Here is a 19907-nt window from a genome sequence, read left to right as displayed (position 1 = left end):
ACCCCTGATGAAAATTTTAGTGGAGAGGAGAGTTTTACCTATACTATTGCGGATACTGAAGGGTTAACAGATACAGCAACAGTTGGTATTAATGTTACTCCTGTTGCCGATACTCCTAACCTGGAAAGATCTACACCAAATGTATCAGGTGGTCAAGATGAGTCAATATCTTTAGATATTACTGCGAGTTTAGTAGATACTAGCGGTTCGGAAACTCTGTCTATTACCATCGCTGGACTGCCAGAGGGAGCAACACTTTCAGCAGGAACTGACCAAGGTAACGGTACTTGGCAACTGACTGTTGAGGAACTGGAAAATTTAACTCTAATACCTTCTGCAGCAGAACAAACAGAAATATTAAACTTTGAGTTAACAGTTACAGTTACAGCAACAGAAACAGCGAACGATGATACTGCCTCGGAGTCTGGGGTTATTGCTGTAGAAGTGACTCCCCTAAATAGCGCTCCCATTGCTGGTGATGATGTATTTGAGACTAACGAAGATACGGCAATAACTATCCAACGGTCAGAATTATTAGCAAATGACTCTGAAACTGATGGTGAGCAAATTACAATTACTGAGTTTGCTGCCGATAATATCAAAAATGGCACTTTAGCAGAGACAGCAGAGAGTTTCATCTATACACCCAATGAGAATTTTAGTGGAGAGGAGAGTTTTACTTATACTATTGCGGATACTCAAGGGTTCACAGATACGGCAATAGTCAACATTAATGTTACTCCTGTTGCCGATACTCCTAACCTGGAAATATCTACACCAAATGTATCAGGAACAGATCAAGAAGAGATACCTCTGGGTATAGCTGCTACTTTAGTAGATACTAGCGGTTCAGAAAATCTGTCTATTACTATTAGTGGAGTGCCAGCAGGAGCAAATCTTTCAGCAGGAACAGACCAAGGTGATGGTAGTTGGGTTTTGACCCCAGAGGAATTAGCCAATTTAACTATCTCCCCTCCCGGAGACCGAGAGACGGGAACAACCTTTAGTTTTGACTTAACAGTTACAGCAACAGCAACAGAAACAGCTAACAATGTTACTGCGACTCAAACAGGTACTATATCTGCACAAATAGAAGCATTAAACGATGCCCCAGTATTAACAGACCTCGGAAATTTAGCACTGACAACTATCAATGAAAATGAGGTAAATAATACTGGTACTCCCGTTGCAGATATTATTGCTGGTGCAGTTACGGATGCTGATGGAGGAGCTAGTAGCGGAGTCGCTATTACTCAAATAGATAATAGTAATGGTCTGTGGCAATATTCCGTCGATGATGGGACAAACTGGATAGACGTGAGTAATAGCAATACCACATTACTGACAGCTACAACAAGCGATCGCCTACGTTTTGTTCCTAATACCGACTTTTTCGGCAATGCCACCATTCAATTCCGTGGTTGGGATACCACTGACGGCAGCAGTAATACTAGCGAACTAACCGAAATTTCAACCATAGGTGGCACAAATGCTTTTAGTGAAGGTGTTGGTACTGCGAATATCTTAGTCAACGACATCCCCGAAGTTACTAACAACAATGAGCTGGTTATCAACCTTGGGGATACAGGAACCATAAGTAAAAATTTCTTGCAGACAACGGATGGGGATAATGGTACAAATACTTTTACTTACACAGCTACCACTGAATTAACAGCAGGAACATTGCAACTTGAGAATAACCCCACTAATACTTTCACTCAAGAAAATATCAATAGTGGTCTAGTTATCTACCAACACACAGCTACTAATACAAATGATGACTCCTTTAGTTTCCAAGTCATTGATGTTGATGGCGGTAAAGTGACAGATACCTTTAATATTCGAGTCAACGATCCACCTGTGGGTACTACGACTAACTTAAGTGCATTTCTTGGTCAAACCAAGGTTATTCCTACAGAAAATCTCCAATTTATTGACCCTGATGTAGAAACTGCCACTCCTGCTTCTGTACAATATACCCTGACTGAAGTGCCAACTTTAGGAGAACTACAACAGGGAGGAGAAACTTTAGCAGTAGGAAGCACATTCACTCAGGAAAATCTCGATAATGGAGAAATTAGTTATGCAACTACTACTGCTGGTCTTGGTACTGACAGTTTCAACTTTCTGGTTACAGACCAAGACGGGGGTACTACCAGTGGGTTGTTAAATATTAATATTGTCGAAGCTAACCGACCTCCAGAAGTAGAAGCTGATAAAACTGTCACTTTGGAGGAAGATAATAATGCGACCTTAGATATTCCAGCGCCAACTGACCCCGATGGTGATGCGTTAACTATTACTGTTGACAGTATTCCTGACGCAGAAATTGGGCAAGTATTGTCAGATAATACTGCCGTAACTATTGGCCAACAGTTAACAACAGATCAACTAACATCATTAACATTTGTTCCAGTTGCTAATGCTAACGGAGCTGCTGGCACTTTTAGTTACACCGCTGATGATGGCAATGACGAAAATAGTTCCGCCACTCAAGTGATTAATATTGATGTCACCCCAGTAAATGACCTGCCCATTGCCATTGATGATGGGTCAGTATTTACTAATTTGGGGAATAAGCAGCTGATAATTGATGTGTTGGCAAATGACAGCGATATTGATGGACCCGATCCTTTGTCAATTACAACTCTTAGCAATAATGATGGCACTATTTTGGGTATTTTGAGTGAAGAGGGTACTCAGGTTCAATACGCAGCAGTGATTGGCACTGGTACTGACATCTTTCAATACACCATTACGGATGGTATAGACGAAGCTACTGCTACTGCTACGGTAAATATTCTAGATGTTAGTAATGATCCTGACTCCCTAGTTGGTGGTGAGTTTAATGATGATTTTGATGGTAGCGGAGGCAACGATACTCTTGAAGGTTTAGCAGGTAACGACACTTTAGCAGGAGATGATGAAAACGACAGTTTAGTCGGTGGTGACGGTAACGACTCCATAGATGGGGGTGACGATGATGATACCATTATTGGTGGTCTGGGAGCGGACACCCTCTCTGATGATAATGGCAATAACACTTTTGTTTATACCAGTGCTGATGATGGTGGAGCGAAGTTTAATGCTGCGGATGCTGCTTCTATAGGTACTGCTATTAGTGCTAGTTTGTACGATCGCATTACTGGTTTTGAGGACTTAGGTGTCGTCGGTGGGGATACTATTGCATTTTCTAGCACAGTTATTCCTGCTGTTGATAATATTGCCACCAATGTACAAATGACAGATATTTCTGGAAATGTTTTAATAGCTGGAAACCCTGGTTTATTTGCCTACGAAGTTGAAGGTAAAACTTACCTCATTTATGATGCTAATGGCGATAATACGGTTGGTGATGATTCACAAATTCTGGCAGAATTAGATGTTAGCGGGGTTGCTGCTCTGGATATAAATGACGACTTTACTATTATCTAATATCCAGTTGCTATTAAGTATCAGTCACTAATAATTTTGTATCCCTTACTAGATAGGTTGTTGAGAACTCAGCAACCTATTTTTTATATAGGACTACGCAAATAGGTTATATCATGTTCGGTTGAATAGTTATAAATAAAAATGGAGGAGTAATGAGTTATGAGTAATGAGTAATGAGTTATGAGTTATGAGGAGGGAATTTTAAGCTATAAATGAAGAGAAAGTTTTTTGATCACGCTCTGATCCGGACATTATATAATATAATGTCCGAAGGCAATCGTTTGTGTAAAAGTTAGCGTGGATATCTACAGGAAATTTAAGTTTTTTTCTTGCCTTCCGGAGCTGTTGCCTTCCGGAGCTGTTGGCTATTTACTATACAAGACCGATGCTACCGGACATGATATTATATCATGTTCGGTTGAATACTTATAAATAACTGTTGTGAGGAGTCAGGAGTCAGGAGTCAGGAGTCATATTAAATCCGTTGGCTTCGGAGTAATATAATTCTGTTGATAGTCATACAATCGGTAAGGGCGCGATTCGGCAGCTTTGCGGAACGCAAATGGCCATTCGCCCCTACAGTATAGACTCTTATCTTTAAAGACTGAATAACACCGATGCTACCGGATTTGATATCAGGAGGGAAAAAAGGAGAAAAAGAGCAAATATTGGAGCAAAGTAAAGATAATTTCAGTATTTCTTTGGTACTGTCGGTACTGTCAGTCATTAAATTTTATTTATAACTGATTATCCGTTAGCGTAGCTCCCCCGGAGGGGGAACATGATATTAGAACATTTATAAATGCTCAAACTCATTCAGATATTATAGCGCTGTGCGCAGCTCCGGAAGGCAACAGGCAACAGGCAACAGGCAACAGGGGGAATAAAAAACCGGTGGTGGTGCATAGTAATGGTAGAGAGTGTGTGGGGAGATGGGGAGATGGGGAGATGGGGAGATGGGGAGATGGGGGGATGGGGAGTGCGGGAGAAATTAAAAAAGATATATCTTCATCATTACCATGCAGGACTACCAAAAAACCGATAATCAGGCTTTTAGCTATTGGACAGTTACTGTAATTTGTAAATATGCCAGCGCACATTGCTATACTTTTAACTTTTGACTTTTGAATTTTGACTTGCGCGTAGCGCTATAGCTTTTCTAAAAAAAAATAATCCTTTACCCTTGACACTTTGATGAAAGAGTGAGTAGGATGGAAAAGCATCAAGGATCAGGATTAAGTGCATAAAGAAAATCAGGTTAGTTGCACCCTTGTTTGGATTGAATTCCTACCTACTTATGATACAGTGGCAGGAAAAATAATTATAATCTTGGATTCAAGAGAAAAAAACTCCTCGGATTTACTGATTATCTGAATATAACGTTGACAGCAACGCCGTGCAAACTATCAAAGTTTGATGGTTGAAATTGCTGAAATATTTATTGTTTATCATCAATTCAGGGATAATTATCATTAATTTATCTCAGTAAAATTACAGAGCAAACAATAATTTTTTCCTGTTTTTATAGGCTGAGATAGAATAACTAAGATGATAATTAAAAGCCATGTTTACCAATGGCTTTCAACAATTAATAATGAATAATGAATAATGAATAATGAATAATTACCTCTCCTTGAAAAGAAGAGGATTGACAAAGAGAAGAAAAATTTTCTTCTCTTGGTCGATTGGATATGGCGCAGGAAACCTGCGCCATCCCATCCTACGGAATGCTGCGCAAACGACCGCTTATTATCCCCTTAAAAGGGGAGGCTTTAAACCACAATTTTTCGGTAATATCAATTGACTAAGCATTTAGTAATTTGTAATGAGATGAAAAAAGATTGTTACAAATTACCTATAAGTTGCTGCCAAATTGTAGAAAATAACGATTAATAAAATGACACTCGGCATATTTTTCAGTAGATTCACTGATGATTTACTGGAAAAATATTCAACTGGGAAATGAACATATTTATCGAAATTATTGCCATGATTGAATTAGATTTTAGGCAAAATTAATTAATCTAAATTAATCTTATTTTTTCCGGATGAGAAGCAACTAGCAATGCTTAAACGAATAGTGAACAAAATACTAAATACTAAAAAGTAGAACAAACTATGGCTACAGTAATCAATCTTAATGATAGTGGAGCTGGTTCCCTAAGACAAGCAATTCTCGACGCTACCGCAGGTGAGACAATTGACTTCGATCCCAGTCTAGCTGGTCAAACGATCGCTCTTACCAGTGGCGAACTATTAATCGATAAAAACCTCACCATTGATGGCGATGAAACCAACCCAGTCACAATAGACGCGGGAAATACCTCCCGTGTATTTAACATAGATGATGGCACTGCTTCCCAAGTTACAGTTAGCATTGATGGAGTAACCATTACAGGTGGAAACGCTTCCGGCACTGGTGATGATGGTGGTGGTATCTTCAACGCCGAAAATCTTACACTCAGCAACAGTACTGTCACAGGCAACGTAGCGAATGAAGATGGCGGTGGTATTTTCAATAGTCTAGGTGCTACAGCTAATATTACCGACACCACTATTAGTAATAACCAAACAACTATTGGATATGCTGCTGGTGGTGGAATTTTCAACGGTGGTCAAGCAACTATCTCCAATAGCATCCTTTCTAACAACTTTGCCTTCGATACTGGTGGTGCTGTTTATACAATTGGTACAGGCGATACTACTATTGACAACAGTACCATTACTGGTAACACTGCTAATAACGATGCTGGTGGTGTTTTTGTCTATGGTGATACTACTATTACTGACACTACTATCAGTAACAACATTGCTACCTCAGCTATTGCCGATGGTGGTGGTATTTCTGCCCACGGAAATGTAACTATTGAAAATAGCACTATTAATGGTAACAGTGCTGGAGATGACGGTGGTGGTCTCTACGTCAAAGATGATGTTTTTGGTAACCGCCCCACTGCTACTATTACCAACAGTACCATCAGTGGCAACACAGCAACCTCCGATGGTGGTGGTATTTTCAACTTTGGTGCTGCTGAAATTAACAACAGCACTATTACTTTGAATGAAGCTCCTGCTGATCAGGGCAGCGGTATTGCTAGTTTTGGAAGTAGTCATAGTACCTCAACAACAGTTACTTCTTCCATTGTCTCTGGTAACGTTAACAGTGATGTTGATATTGTAGGTGGCAGCGGTGACAATACTTTCACCAGTGGAGGTAACAACTTAATTGGCACAGGAAATGCAACTGGTAGTTTCAACGGCGACCTCACTAATACTAATGCTGGTCTAGACCCCCTTGCTGACAATGGTGGTCCTACTCAAACTCATGCTTTACAAGCTGGCAGTGCCGCTATTAATGCTGGCAGTAACTCTCTTGGTCTGACTACTGACCAACGGGGTACAGGTTTCCAGCGCGTTGTTAATGGTGTAGCTGATATTGGTGCTTTTGAGTTTGGCAACTCCACTCCGAGTCCGACTCCTACTCCTACCCCCACACCTGAACCCACCCCTACTCCGACTCCTACCCCAGACCCAGATCCAGACCCAGATCCAGACCCTGAACCAACCATTACTGGTACTGCCGGTCCTGATATGCTTATGGGTGATGGTGACGATGAGATTATCGACGGTTTAGGTGGAAATGATCTGATTCTGGGTGAAGGAGGTAACGATCAACTGTTTGGTCGTGGAGGTAATGATATCCTTGTCGGTGGTGACGGTAACGATGTCCTCGACGGTGGTAGCGGTGACGATGTCCTCGCAGGTGAAGACGGTGATGATAACCTTGTCGGTGGTGGCGGTAATGATAATCTTATCGGTGAAGGCGGTGACGATATCCTCAATGGTGGTAGCGGTGACGATAACCTTGTCGGTGGTGGCAATCGAGACCTACTTGTCGGTGAAGGCGGTGATGATGTCCTCAACGGTGGTGGCGATCGGGATACCCTCTTAGGTGGTGGCGCTCGAGATCGACTTCTCGGTGGTGGCGGTGACGATAGCCTCGATGGTGGAAATGGTCGAGATGAACTTATCGGTGGTGCTGATGCAGACACTCTCTTGGGTGGTGCTGGTATAGATACCATGGACGGTGGTATCGGAGACGATCTCCTTGATGGTGGTCTAGGTGTTGATGAACTGACTGGTGGAGACGGTGCTGATAGTTTCCTCTTACGTTCTGGCGATGGCAATGACTTAATTTTAGACTATGAAGATGGAATAGATAACTTCTTATTAGAGGGTCTGACTTTCGATGACTTGACTACTGTTGCAGTTCCAAATATAATGGGTACGACGGATACTATTCTCCGAGTGACTGAGACTGGAGAAAATTTAGCAACTTTGAGTAATGTTCTTCCTGCTGATATTGATACTACTGATTTTGTCGTTATCTAACTGGAGATTAGTACTCTTTTTCAATATCTAGTTAACTTTTAAAGCGATCGCTCTTCTATGTTGAGGAGCGATCGCTTTTTAGGTTCTGCCAAAATAATTGCATCTAATTATCAATTAAATAATTTATTAGTTAGTTCAATGCAAAAGTCCATAACCAGCTCTATCAAGTAAAATTACCTATCTTGTCTACTGCACTCTTATTGAAGTATTTCCTGAGACTAAGAGTTTAAACTTTTATTTATCAATTCCCCGATTTACTAACTATTTAAAAATTTTGTATAAATCAATACTTAAAATTTAGCTATGATTTGTGAAATTATTAATAATAATTGTCAAGAAATTCTTGATAAAGATTAGTTTCAATGTAAACTTTGTAGGTAGGGTTGAAGAATCATTCGTCCAGGGAGAAGGCCAACACCAATGGGGGGTTTCTTCACCCTTTGCAGCTTATGGGCAGGATGAAGAAGAAAATCCAACAGATGTCTATTTTTTTGGGTTGTGAGATACACTTCGCCCAACCTACAGTAAGACCGCTAATCCGAACTTGATATTACCGAATAATTAAGGTAAAAATCCTCTCCTTTAAAGGAGAAACAAGCGGTCGTTTGCTTTTGCTTCGCAAAACTGGCGTAACGCAACGCTGACGCGAAACGCGTATCTCGGAACGGAGTTCTCTCTTCGCAGCTTCCCGTAGGGTGGGATGGATGGGTTTCCTAACCATATCCAATCGACCAAGAGAGAAAAAATTTTCCTTTTATTCAATCCTCTCCCTAAAAGGAAGAGGTAATTATCAATTATCAATTATCAATTATTGAAACCTACGGTCCAAAACCGATCACCTTACCTTAAGGAGTTTAATCATGGTTGAGTTATCAACAACTACCTCTAATAAAAATCGTCCCAACCTACAAGCTTGGTATAGACCGACGTTTTCTCCAGAGCAAGGAATTTTGCTAGTATTAGGTGGCTCCTTTCTCACAGGGGCAGCTTTAGCTCAGGAATGGACAAACTCAACAACTTTAGCTTTGATCTGTGCTTTTTTCGCCTTGCAAGCAGAACATCCCTTAGTTGTGCAAATAAAACAGCGAAGGAGTTGGAAACCCCGCTTTCTCATCTGGGGTGGGTTATATGGAAGTATTGCTATGGCGATCGCCGGATGGCTATATTTTCAATCTCCATGTTTGCTATGGATCTATGCCATGGCAACAGCAGCTTTAGTTGCGGATAGTATTGCAGTACTAAAGCAAAAACAAAAATCTATACTAAATGAATTAATTGGATTTACTGCCATCTGTCTATCAGCACCTTTAGCATATGTAGCTACTACAGGCCACATTTCTTTAACTGCTATGGCAATGTGGATCTTGAATACCTTATTTTTCAGCAGTGCTATTTTTACACTCAAGTTGCGAAAAAAGAAAACCAGTTCTCCTGTACCTGGAATGATATATCATGGAACTGCAGTCCTAATTATATTGAGTCTTTACTGCTTCAACTGCTTAAATATAGCCACAGCTTTATCTTATACTGTGGCCTTAGTCAAGTTAGTAGCGATCGCCTTTCAATTAGATTGGTATCGCACAACAAAATTTCATTTTGTGGCAATATTTGAAACTCGTTTTGCCCTGCTTTACATTGCTATTGCTGCCATAAGTGTTCTTCCTGCTCATTTGCCCAGTGTTTAAAATTAAAGTAAATTATCTACGGAATTTTGTTTGAGAAAGTTTATTAATTATACTAATTACCGAAAAATTGTGGGTATGCGCCTCCCCTTTTAAGGGGATAATAAGCGGTCGGGGGATGGCGAGGTCTCCTCGCCATATCCAATCGACCAAGAGAAGAAAAATTTTCATGATTAGTCAATCCTCTTCTTTTCAAGGAGAGGTAATTATTCATTATTCATTATTCATTATTCATTATTAATTGTTGAACATGTATTAATGCTACACTTTGGTAGCACTTCAATTATTAAGTAATTAACATAAACAGAATCACCTTTTTGATAATTAGCACCCTAGGAGCGCATTAATTATTCTGATTTTTACTTCTCCCCTACTTCCCCACTCCCCTGCTCAATAAAATGTAGAAAAGTTGTTGAAGATGTTTACTTCTGCGCCACTCCCCTACTCAATAAAATATAGAAAAGTTGTTAAAACCTAGTAACAGCCTAAAGTGAACGGACAATAGCAACTCTACCATATCTGGGGTCGATGTCAATTCCCATCACCTCTAAAGTTCTAAAGGATCTGCCATCCGTGGTAAAAATTGAATAATTTGCTGTTGTTCCTGCTGGCAAGGATAAACATCGATGAAAAATTTCTTGCCTGTGATCTGGAGGTAAAAAATTGTTTTCTCCAACTCTTAATGCTGCTTGATTATAAAAAGAAAGTTGACTTTGGTAGTTAAGAATGCCAGCAGGAGTTGGAAATTCTTCGCACCACCTTAAGGCCAAAAACCATTTAGCTTCCGAAAGTCTTTGATATTCTCGGTTTGGGTTAGGGTGTTGTAAAACTTTGTATCCCCCCTCACTGGCGAAAATTGTTCCACCTAAAAACCCAAACATTATGCCAATGGTATTACCCATGTTGAACTAGCTCCATCCATAATGTGAGAGATATAGCAGTCGAAGGAAAGGTTAGGCATATCAAAAGCTTAAAACTCAGACAACGCCAGATTTTTCTTTTTTCCTTCTTCCTTCTTACTTCTGCTATATTGGCTGTTTTGACTTCTCCCGCAACTTCAGTACACGGGATTCTAATTACTGGTTTTGCAAAGGAATAGGATAATTATTCTGCTTGACCTCTATTCGCTGTCACTGGACTTATCTTCCCAGTAGGAGCAGTCAAATTACCCCCCTTATGCTCAAACATATTGGTATTGATACCAAATTTATTGCGCTGACTTGTTGCATCCTGTACTTCATTACAGATTTTTTTTGTGTTTGACCATTCTGAGTACCTAAAGTTACCGAATAATTAATAATTAATAATTAAATAATTCGCGCCTTGAAGCCTCCCCTTGGATAGGGGAAAAAGCGGTCGATCTTCGGAGCTTCCCGTAGGGTGGGATGGATGGGTTTCCTAACCATATCCAATCGACAAAGAGAAAAGAAAATATTCCTTATATTCAATTCCGTAACGGTTAAAACCCGAGGTAATTATCAATTATCAATTATCCATTATCAATTAATTAATGCTCCATATTTTTTCCATTATCTGGCCAACTAATACTATATTGAGGAAAAAAGGTTACTAAATTAATCATTGCACCCCTTAAAGTCTCATCAGGTATCAATTTGCCTCGGCAAAAATACTTTGCTCTTTTTTATCACCCTGATCGAAATACCCTTGCTGTCAAAATCGCTTTTTGATAAGGCTAATTTCCATTAGCTATATAGCTGCTCCCTGGAGAATAACTCTTGATAATTCGTCAAAAGTTATACTCCATTTTGGAATCTTCCAGATTCATTAAGGAGCAATTTTTCTTTCTTGACCTGATTTAACTGAGGGACTTTTGACCTCACACTAAATACGGTTATAACTTATGTATGATAAGTTTTATACCTTGATAAGTATCTTATCGGCTGTTAAACAGATATTCTATTATTTTCAGCATATATTTATGATTCATTGGAGCGCTTGTTTTTTAATTAACCTTTGTGTACTTGCTAAAGCTTTATTTAACTCATAGCTACGTTGCTGGGGATTTTTCAGATAAGCTTGTTGTTCTTGTTCAATCATCTCTACATCTTGCTGCACTAATCCATCGAGTAGTTTTTGAGCTGAACCAAATAAGCTATTTTTCACAAATCGTCTAAACCATTCTGGCAGTTTATGTAAACGCCAAAAGGCATGAAGTGATGTAAAATGAATCAGATAAGCTTGGGTTTGTTTTTCATTAATAGGTAATAAAAGACAATAAATTTTAAAATCTTTGCCTAGATTAGAAACCCAATTTGGATAAATATAACTAACATTTAATGGTTCCGGATGAAGTTGTCGTAAACTAGGAAATAACAATTGAGAGATAGACCAGATTTTGTCAATTTTGTAATAACTTTGAGCCTGATAATAAGCATCTACTCGGTCGTCATTTTCAGATAAATCTATTAATTTTGCTGCTGCCCATGCTTGCCAGTTTTTATGTAAATGTCCGTGGTACATATCCATCAAATTTTCCACTAAATAAGAATAGTGCGCTCGACATTTTATAACTGAGATTGTGGCTATATAGTTGAGGTGTTCCCATTCAGGTATTTCTAAAGGAGAAATTAAATTTGCCAGGGATTTATCTCCAGGAAATAGCCAGATAAAACCGTGTATTTCTTGGACTGGAAAAGTACGAATTTGACAGCTAGGCAATTTTTGATTACTTGCTAAATAGGGCACATGAGAACATTCACCACTTGACTTAAAACGCCATCCATGATATTTACATTCTAATTCATCGGCGATCGCACGACCAGAACTAAGTTTGACAAAACGATGAGGACAAAGGTCTTCCAAAGCATGGACTTTTCCACTTCGATCCCGATAAAGGACAATTGATTGACACCAAAGGGTAATGCTGAAAGGTTGACATTTTATCTCTACACTGCGGGCAACAGCATACCAGTGATTGTGATTAATTCCCAACTTACGGATATCATGATAGAAGGTCATTTGAGGGGAAGACATAGGGTTTACAGACAATATTTAAGAATTAATAACTAAATTGCGGTAGTTTTGTAGGAAAATTTCACAATGACTAATATTCCAGGTTACCAAATTCTTGCCAAAATTTATGAAGGTAATAATTCGGTAGTTTATCGAGGTAAAAAAGAGGAGGATGATCGGCCTGTTGTACTTAAATTTAGCAAAGGAGATTTTCCTTCCGAAGCTGAGAATAATCGTTATCGAACAGAGTATGAAATTCTTAGTTATTTGAATTTTTCTGGAGTGATTAAAGCTTATGGATTAGAAAAGTATAATAATACTCTAGTGATGATTTTAGAAGATTTTGGCGGTGAATCTCTTAAAACATTAATTAAATCACAAAAATTTACTATATTGGGCTTTTTGAATTTAGCAATTAAAATTGCTGAAAGTTTAGGCGAAATTCATAGTGCTAAGATTATTCACAAAGATATTAACCCATCTAATATCATTGTTAACCTCACGACAAGGGAATTAAAAATTATAGATTTTAATATTTCTTCTGTATTAACTCGTGACAGTTATAAACTAAAAAATCCAAATATTTTAGAAGGTACTATTCCTTATATATCTCCAGAGCAAACAGGTAGAATGAATTGTTCTTTAGATTATCGTACAGATTTTTATTCTCTTGGGGTCACTTTTTATGAACTATTAACTCAGCAGCTTCCTTTTACTAATACTGATGTGATGGAATTAGTTCATGCCCACATTGCTAAACAACCAAAACCACCCCATGAAATTAATCCAGAAGTTCCACAGATAATATCTAATATTATCCTAAAGTTACTAGCAAAAACTGCTGATGAAAGATATCAAAGTGCTTGGGGTTTAATTGCTGACTTAGATGAATGTTTAAATCAGCTACAAATGAGTGAACAAATTGTAGAATTTCCCCTTGGTAGTCAAGATATTTCTGATAAATTTAAAATTCCATCAAAACTATATGGCAGACAATTAGAAATTGAAGCACTAATAGCAGTATTTGAGCGTGTTTGTAAAGGTAGCAAAGAAATGATGTTAGTAGCTGGTTATTCTGGTATAGGTAAATCAGCTTTAGTACAAGCAATTTCTCAGCCTATTATCCGTCAAGGTGGGTATTTTATTTGGGGGAAATTTGACCAATTTCAACGAAGTATTCCATACTCAGCAATTGTGAGTGCTTTTTCTGAGTTAGTCAGAATTATTTTAAGTGAAAGTGAAGCTAAATTACATGAATGGCGAAATAAACTTTTAGCTGCTTTTGGTACAAATGGACAAATTCTGATTGATGTAATTCCGGAATTAGAATTGATTGTTGGAACCCAACCAAAAATTCAAGAATTAGGACCAAATGAAGCTGAAAATCGTTTTAATATTGTCTTTCAAAATTTTATCGGTTTATTTTGTCAACCAGAACATCCTTTAGTTATATTTCTTGATGATTTACAGTGGGCAGATTCCGCTACACTGAAGTTAATTAAATTAATGATGACAGATGTAGAAACAAAGCATCTGTTTTTAATTGGAGCTTATCGAGATAGTGAAGTTAGTCCGACTCATCCTTTAGTGATGACTTTAAATGCTATTCACACTCAATCTGAGAGTATGAATGATGCACAAATAAATCAGATCAACTTAACTCCTTTAAAATTTGAAAATATTAATCAATTAATTGCCGAAACATTGTGCAATGATCGAGTTTCAGTACAACCATTAGCAGAATTGGTAGAAAGTAAGACCGGAGGAAACCCATTTTTTGTTAATGAATTTATGAAGACTCTCTATCAAGAAAATTTGCTGAAATTTGATTCTGAACAGATTCGATGGGAGTGGAATATGGAACAAATTACAGCACTTGATATTACTGATAATGTAGTGGAGTTAATGATTGGAAAACTGGAAAAATTACCGACCTTAACTCAGAAAGTTTTAAGTTTGGTTGCTTGTGTAGGTAACCAATTTGATTTGAATACCCTTTCGTTAATTTATGAAAAAGAATCTTATGCAACTTTTCAAGATTTATTACCTGCTATTCAGGAAGGATTAATTCTACCTGCTTCAGAAACAGAAGCTAAAAATGTAGAGTTGAACTTATATCCATTTTTAATTCTGAATTATAAGTTTTTACATGACAGAGTACAACAAGCAGCTTACACTTTCATAGATGAATCTCAAAAACAAGCTTTACATCTAAGAATTGGTCGTTTATTCTTGGAAAATACTCCTCCAGAATATCGTAGCGAAAGAGTTTTTGATTTAGTAGATCATTTGAATATAGGCAGAACTTTAATTACAGATGAATCAGAAAAAATTGAACTAGCAAAACTAAATTTAGAAGCAGGTAAAAAAGCTAAAGATGCCACAGCTTATGTAGCTGCTCAAGAATATATTACAGCAGGTATATCTCTATTAGACCGGAATTGTTGGACTCAATACTATGACTTAACTTTTGGTTTATATAAAGAAGGGGCAATAGTAGAATATTTAAACAGTAATTTTTCAGAAAGTGAAGCCTTAATCAAATTAACATTAGAGCATTCAAATTCAGTTATTGAGAAAACAGAGGTTTATAATTTATTGGTTGTTCAATATACTTTACGCGCTCAGTATAAAAAGGCAATTGCAGCAGCTAAGAAGGCTCTCAAGTTACTAGAAATAGAACTTCCAGAAACAGATTTACAGACAGTAATTAATCGGGAATTTACTAAAGTCAAAGAAAATTTAGGAAATCAAGAAATTGCTAGTCTGATTAATGAAACAAAGGTTGAAAAATCAAAATATAAAGTAGCTTTAGCCTTAATTACAAATTTGATGACACCTACTTATTTAACTTCACAAGAATTATGGACAGTAATTGTGCTGAAAGGTGTTAATATTTCCTTAAAATATGGTTCAGTTGCTGAGTCATGTCTTTGTTATTGTAACTATGGAGTAATTCTCAATAGTTCTTTAGGAGATTATCACTCCGCATATCAGTTTGGTCTCTTGGCACTAAAATTAACTGATAAGTGGGAAATTTCAGGGTTAAAATGTAAAGCTTGTGCTGGATTTGCTAATGGATTAAGTTTTTGGTTTAAGCACATCAAAGAATCTAATTTAATTAATAATGAAGGGTATGGAGCTGCTTTAGAATCTGGGGACTTAGAATATGCTGGTTATCTTCTACATAATACTGCTATTAATTCATTATTCCAAGGCAAACCAATCTCAGAAATATGGAAAGAAGTTTCTCGCTATTTACAATTTACTCAAAAAACAAAAAATAAACTTTCGACAGATACTTTAATAGGAATTAAAAGTATTATAGAAAACTTGCAGCCACAAACAAAAAAAATGGATATCAACTCTTTAAAAGACAAAAAAATTGACTTTGATATTGACAAAATAGACGAAACAGAATACTTGGAAAGTTGTCAAAAACATCAAAATTTTTACTCTCTATGTATCTATCTAATTCATAAGTCTTATATCCTCTATCTATACAGAGATTTAGATGCCGCATTACATAGCATCTTAGAAGCTCAAAAATATCTGACATTTATTACAGGTGCTGTACCTACTACAGAATTTAATTTTTATTATTCACTAATCTTAGCTGCTCTTTATCCTCACGTTTCAGAAACTAAACAAACAGAATATTGGCAACAACTAGAAAAAAATCAACAACAGATGAAAATTTGGGCAGATAACTGTCAAGAAAACTTTGAACATAAATATTTATTAGTAGAAGCAGAAAAGGCAAGTATTGATGGAAAAAATGCAGAAGCTATAGACTTATATAATCAGGCTATAGAATCAGCAAAGAAAAATGAATTTATCCAATATGAAGCCTTAGGAAATGAATTAGCAGCAAAATATTGGCTCAATCAAAATAAATTTAAGTATGCCAAAGTTCATTTACAAGAAGCTTACTATGGTTATCAAAATTGGGGTGCGACTAGAAAGCTGCAAGATTTAGAGAATCAATATCCAGAATTGCAAAATATATTAACAGTTAAAGATCCCATAATTGATACTAAAACTACAGCAATTTCTCGTGACACGACTAACCATGGCCAATCCCTAGATTTAGCCACAGTTATTAAAGCATCTCAAGCAATTTCTAGTGAGATTGTATTAGATAGATTACTATCTAAGTTAATGAAAATTCTCATCGAAAATGCTGGAGCTGAAAAAGGTGTTTTGTTGTTGCTCACAGAAGGTAAATTAATGACTAAAGCTGAAGCAACATTAAATTCTGAAGAAGTGGTAGTTCAGGAAAGTAAAATTAATGAATATGAAGATTTACCACTAACAATAATTAACTATGTAGAAAGAACGCGTCAAGATGTTGTTTTAAGCAATGCTTTTGCTGAAGATCGGTTCACAACAGATTCTTATGTTGCTCAAACTCAACTTAAATCAGTATTATGTACTCCGATTATTAATGGTGGTCAGCTCATCGGAGTTTTATACTTGGAAAATAACTTAATTATAGGTGCATTTACTCCAGAACGTTTGGAAATATTAAGGCTTTTATCCTCTCAAGTAGCAGTATCTTTAGAAAATTCAATTTTATATACTTTTGTAGAGCAAAAAGTACAAGAAAGAACTCAAGAATTAAATGAAAAAAATCTACGACTAGAGCAAACATTACAGCAGTTACAACGTACTCAATCTCAATTAATTCAAAGTGAAAAAATGTCCAGTTTAGGACAATTAGTGGCAGGAGTTGCCCACGAAATTAATAACCCTATTGGCTTTATTTATGGAAACCTTTCTCCCGCTACTGAATATGTTTCTGATTTACTAAATTTGATTGATTTATTCCAAGAACACTATCCTGAACCTGTAGAAGAAATTCAAGATGAAATTGAGGATATCGAATTGGAATTTATCGTAGAAGATTTGCAGAAACTTTTGAATTCAATGAAAGTAGGAGCTGAACGTATTCGAGATATTGTCATTTCTCTCCGCAACTTTTCGCGCCTAGATGAAGCAGAAATGAAACCTGTAAATATCCATGAAGGTATCGATAGTACATTTTTAATTTTACATACTCGTATTAAAGAAAAGTCAGATAAACGTGAAGTGGAAATTGTCAGAAATTATAGTCAATTGCCACAAGTTATCTGTTATGTTTCTCAAATGAATCAAGTGTTTATGAATTTACTCAGTAATGCCATAGATGCTTTAGCATTTTTGCGAGATAAACAACAGGAATTTGACTATAAACCCACCATTACAGTTTCTACTGAAGTGACAGAGTCAAACACAGTAAAAATAAAAATTGGTGACAATGGAAGTGGTATTAATTCTGAGACATTATCCAAGATTTTTGACCCATTTTTTACTACTAAACCAGTAGGTACTGGTACAGGTTTAGGATTATCAATTAGCTATTCAATTGTAGTAGAAAAACATCAGGGTAACTTGAGTTGTGTTTCTGAAGTTGGAAAAGGTACAGAGTTCATAATTGAAATTCCTATTAAACCAGTTAGTGGTAATTATAGTTAGAAGGAAGAAGAAAGAAGGAAGGAGGAAGGAGGAAGAAGGAGTCAGCTTTTTAATGAATGAAGCAAGCATTAGACATCTCCAAAAATTCTCAAGCACTCACTATAACTATCTTTTGGGGAGCGATGTAGCTGCCGCACTTGCTCCGCTAACGCCATCTCCTCAAGATAGTTACTGTTAATTATTTAGTATTATTATACTTTTTTTATTATTTTTATTTTATACGTAAATTATAAATTATGCTAGGATTAATTTTCCTATTCTTAGTGTGACTAAACTACATATTGTTAATATTACCTTTTCATAATTAAAATAATTTAAACTGTAATGTTTTAGTTATTATATTTTAGGCGTTGCTGATTCTGGGTATGATTTTGCCCCCCTAACCCCCCAAAATTGGGGGGAATAAAATTCTAAAAGTCCCCCAAAATTGGGGGATGCGCGGGGGCTTTACCAGAACCAAACAATTGCGCATTCATACTTCAATTCAGCAACGCCATATTTTAGATAAACTCAGGATTTAGCGATCGCCTCTCCCTATTGATTTAGTCACCGAAAAATTGGGTAGTTACGCCTCGCCCATAAGCGGGCGACTTTTTAGTTTTTTTTTTCAATAAGTATGTTATCGTAAATTTTAATAGTTAAAAACTCAGATTATGAAGGCTAGATTTAAGTATCGTATGTATCCAACACCAGGGCAAAAATACCGATTAGCAAAGCTGTTTGGTTGTGTCCGTGTTGTTTGGAACGATAGTCTAGCTTGTTGCCAAGAAAAGTACACATTAGGAAAAAAGAAACCAACTAATTCTGAACTACAAAAGCTTTTTATTACTCAAGCCAAAAACACTGAAGACAGAGAATGGTTATCAGAAGTTTCAGTTGTACCATTACAGCAATCATTAAATGATTTAAACCGTAGGGGCGAACGGCCGTTCGCCCCTACAAAACTTCTTTACTTCAACTAAAGGCCAAAGAAAAGGTAGACCTGTTAAACCTCCAAAGTTCAAAACTAGGAAGTCAAAACAAACCGCTAGGTTTACCCTGAGAGGGTTTAAAGTATATCAAGAAAAAGTTTATTTGGCCAAGATTGGAAAGTTAAAAGTGGTCTGGTCAAGGCCATTGCCAAATCCACCTTCTTCAGTAACAGTAATTAAAGACTCAGCTAACAGATATTTCTTAAGTTTTGTAGTAGAAATACAACCAGAAGCTTTACCAAAAACTGATAGTTCAGTAGGTATAGATTTAGGAATTAAAACTTTTGCTACATTGAGTAATGGTCAAAAAATTGATGCACCAAAACCATTGAAGAAAAGAATTAATAACTATCGTAAGTTAAGCAAGTCTTTATCTAAAAAAACTAGGGGGTCTAAACGATATGAAAAAGCACGGATTAGGGTTGCTAAATTTCAGGCTAAATTAAAAGACACTAGGACAGATTTTCTGCATAAATTATCTACTAAAATAATTCGTGAAAACCAAACAGTTGTTTTAGAGGACTTGAATGTTTCTGGCATGGTAAGAAACCGCAAATTATCCAGAGCTATATCCGATTTAGGTTGGCGACAATTTAGAACTTTCTTAGAAGGAAAAGCTGAGAAATACGGTCGTGATTTTAGAGTAATTAGTCGTTGGGAACCTACTTCTAAAACTTGCTCTAGCTGTGGTTTCAAAGGTGGGAAGTTAGACCTTCAGGTACGAGAATGGGAGTGTCTCAACTGTGGTGCAAAACATGATAGAGACGAGAATGCAGCAATAAATATATTAGTCGCCGGAGGACATTCGGAGACTAAAAACGGACGTGGAGGGAAGCGTAAGACTAACGTCAAGGTAGCAGCACCCTAGGAAACGTCAACCCCCCGAAGAGCTACGGCTCAGTAGGAATCCCCGCGTCTTTAGGCCGGGGAGGATGTC

8 protein-coding genes and 1 pseudogene are annotated in these 19907 nt (G+C 37.0%); 7 read left to right on the top strand and 2 right to left on the bottom strand.

The features are described 5' to 3' along the window. The 4 genes from F6K23_RS16095 to F6K23_RS16080 form a co-directional block, all read left to right on the top strand. Positions 1-3435 (top strand): tandem-95 repeat protein (locus tag F6K23_RS16095; protein WP_293157286.1); only part of this gene is annotated, 3435 nt, incomplete at its 5' end. 894 nt (positions 3436-4329) lie between these two features. Further along, a complete protein-coding gene (locus tag F6K23_RS16090) occupies positions 4330-4512 on the top strand; it encodes a hypothetical protein (RefSeq protein WP_293157284.1) in 183 nt (60 codons plus the stop codon). A gap of 1041 nt (positions 4513-5553) precedes the next feature. Next, on the top strand, positions 5554-7827 hold the full coding sequence (locus F6K23_RS16085) for a choice-of-anchor Q domain-containing protein (RefSeq protein ID WP_293157283.1): 2274 nt from the start codon (positions 5554-5556) through the stop codon (positions 7825-7827). An 860-nt stretch (positions 7828-8687) separates the two neighbouring features. Next, positions 8688-9512 (top strand): YwiC-like family protein, encoded by an 825-nt coding sequence (locus tag F6K23_RS16080; protein WP_293157280.1) that lies wholly within the window; start codon positions 8688-8690, stop codon positions 9510-9512. A 482-nt stretch (positions 9513-9994) separates the two neighbouring features. Here F6K23_RS16080 and F6K23_RS16075 read toward each other — a convergent pair whose 3' ends face one another. Together F6K23_RS16075 and F6K23_RS16070 are read right to left on the bottom strand one after the other, a co-directional pair. Beyond that, positions 9995-10411: a hypothetical protein gene (locus tag F6K23_RS16075; protein ID WP_293157277.1), complete on the bottom strand. Its 417-nt coding sequence runs from the start codon at positions 10409-10411 to the stop codon at positions 9995-9997. A gap of 1042 nt (positions 10412-11453) precedes the next feature. After that, positions 11454-12503 carry an aromatic ring-hydroxylating dioxygenase subunit alpha gene (locus F6K23_RS16070; protein ID WP_293157274.1) on the bottom strand — a complete coding sequence of 350 codons (1050 nt, stop codon included), beginning with the start codon at positions 12501-12503 and terminating at the stop codon, positions 11454-11456. A gap of 66 nt (positions 12504-12569) precedes the next feature. Here F6K23_RS16070 and F6K23_RS16065 point away from each other — a divergent pair, with 66 nt between their 5' ends. The 3 genes and pseudogenes from F6K23_RS16065 to F6K23_RS16060 all read left to right on the top strand — a co-directional run. Beyond that, entirely contained in the window at positions 12570-17999 is a 5430-nt protein-coding gene (locus tag F6K23_RS16065) for an ATP-binding sensor histidine kinase (protein ID WP_293157271.1), read from the top strand. Positions 18000-18652: 653 nt separating this feature from the next. After that, complete coding sequence (locus F6K23_RS41850; protein WP_367267720.1) at positions 18653-18961, top strand: helix-turn-helix domain-containing protein; 309 nt, start codon at positions 18653-18655, stop codon at positions 18959-18961. 34 nt (positions 18962-18995) lie between these two features. Further along, positions 18996-19838, top strand: a pseudogene (locus F6K23_RS16060) (RNA-guided endonuclease InsQ/TnpB family protein); the annotation flags it as partial. Positions 19839-19907 lie beyond the last annotated feature (69 nt).

This window comes from Okeania sp. SIO2C9 (assembly GCF_010672455.1).
In the GTDB taxonomy this organism is placed as follows: Bacteria; Cyanobacteriota; Cyanobacteriia; order Cyanobacteriales; family Microcoleaceae; genus Okeania.
This window is presented reverse-complemented; position numbering and strand designations above follow the sequence as displayed.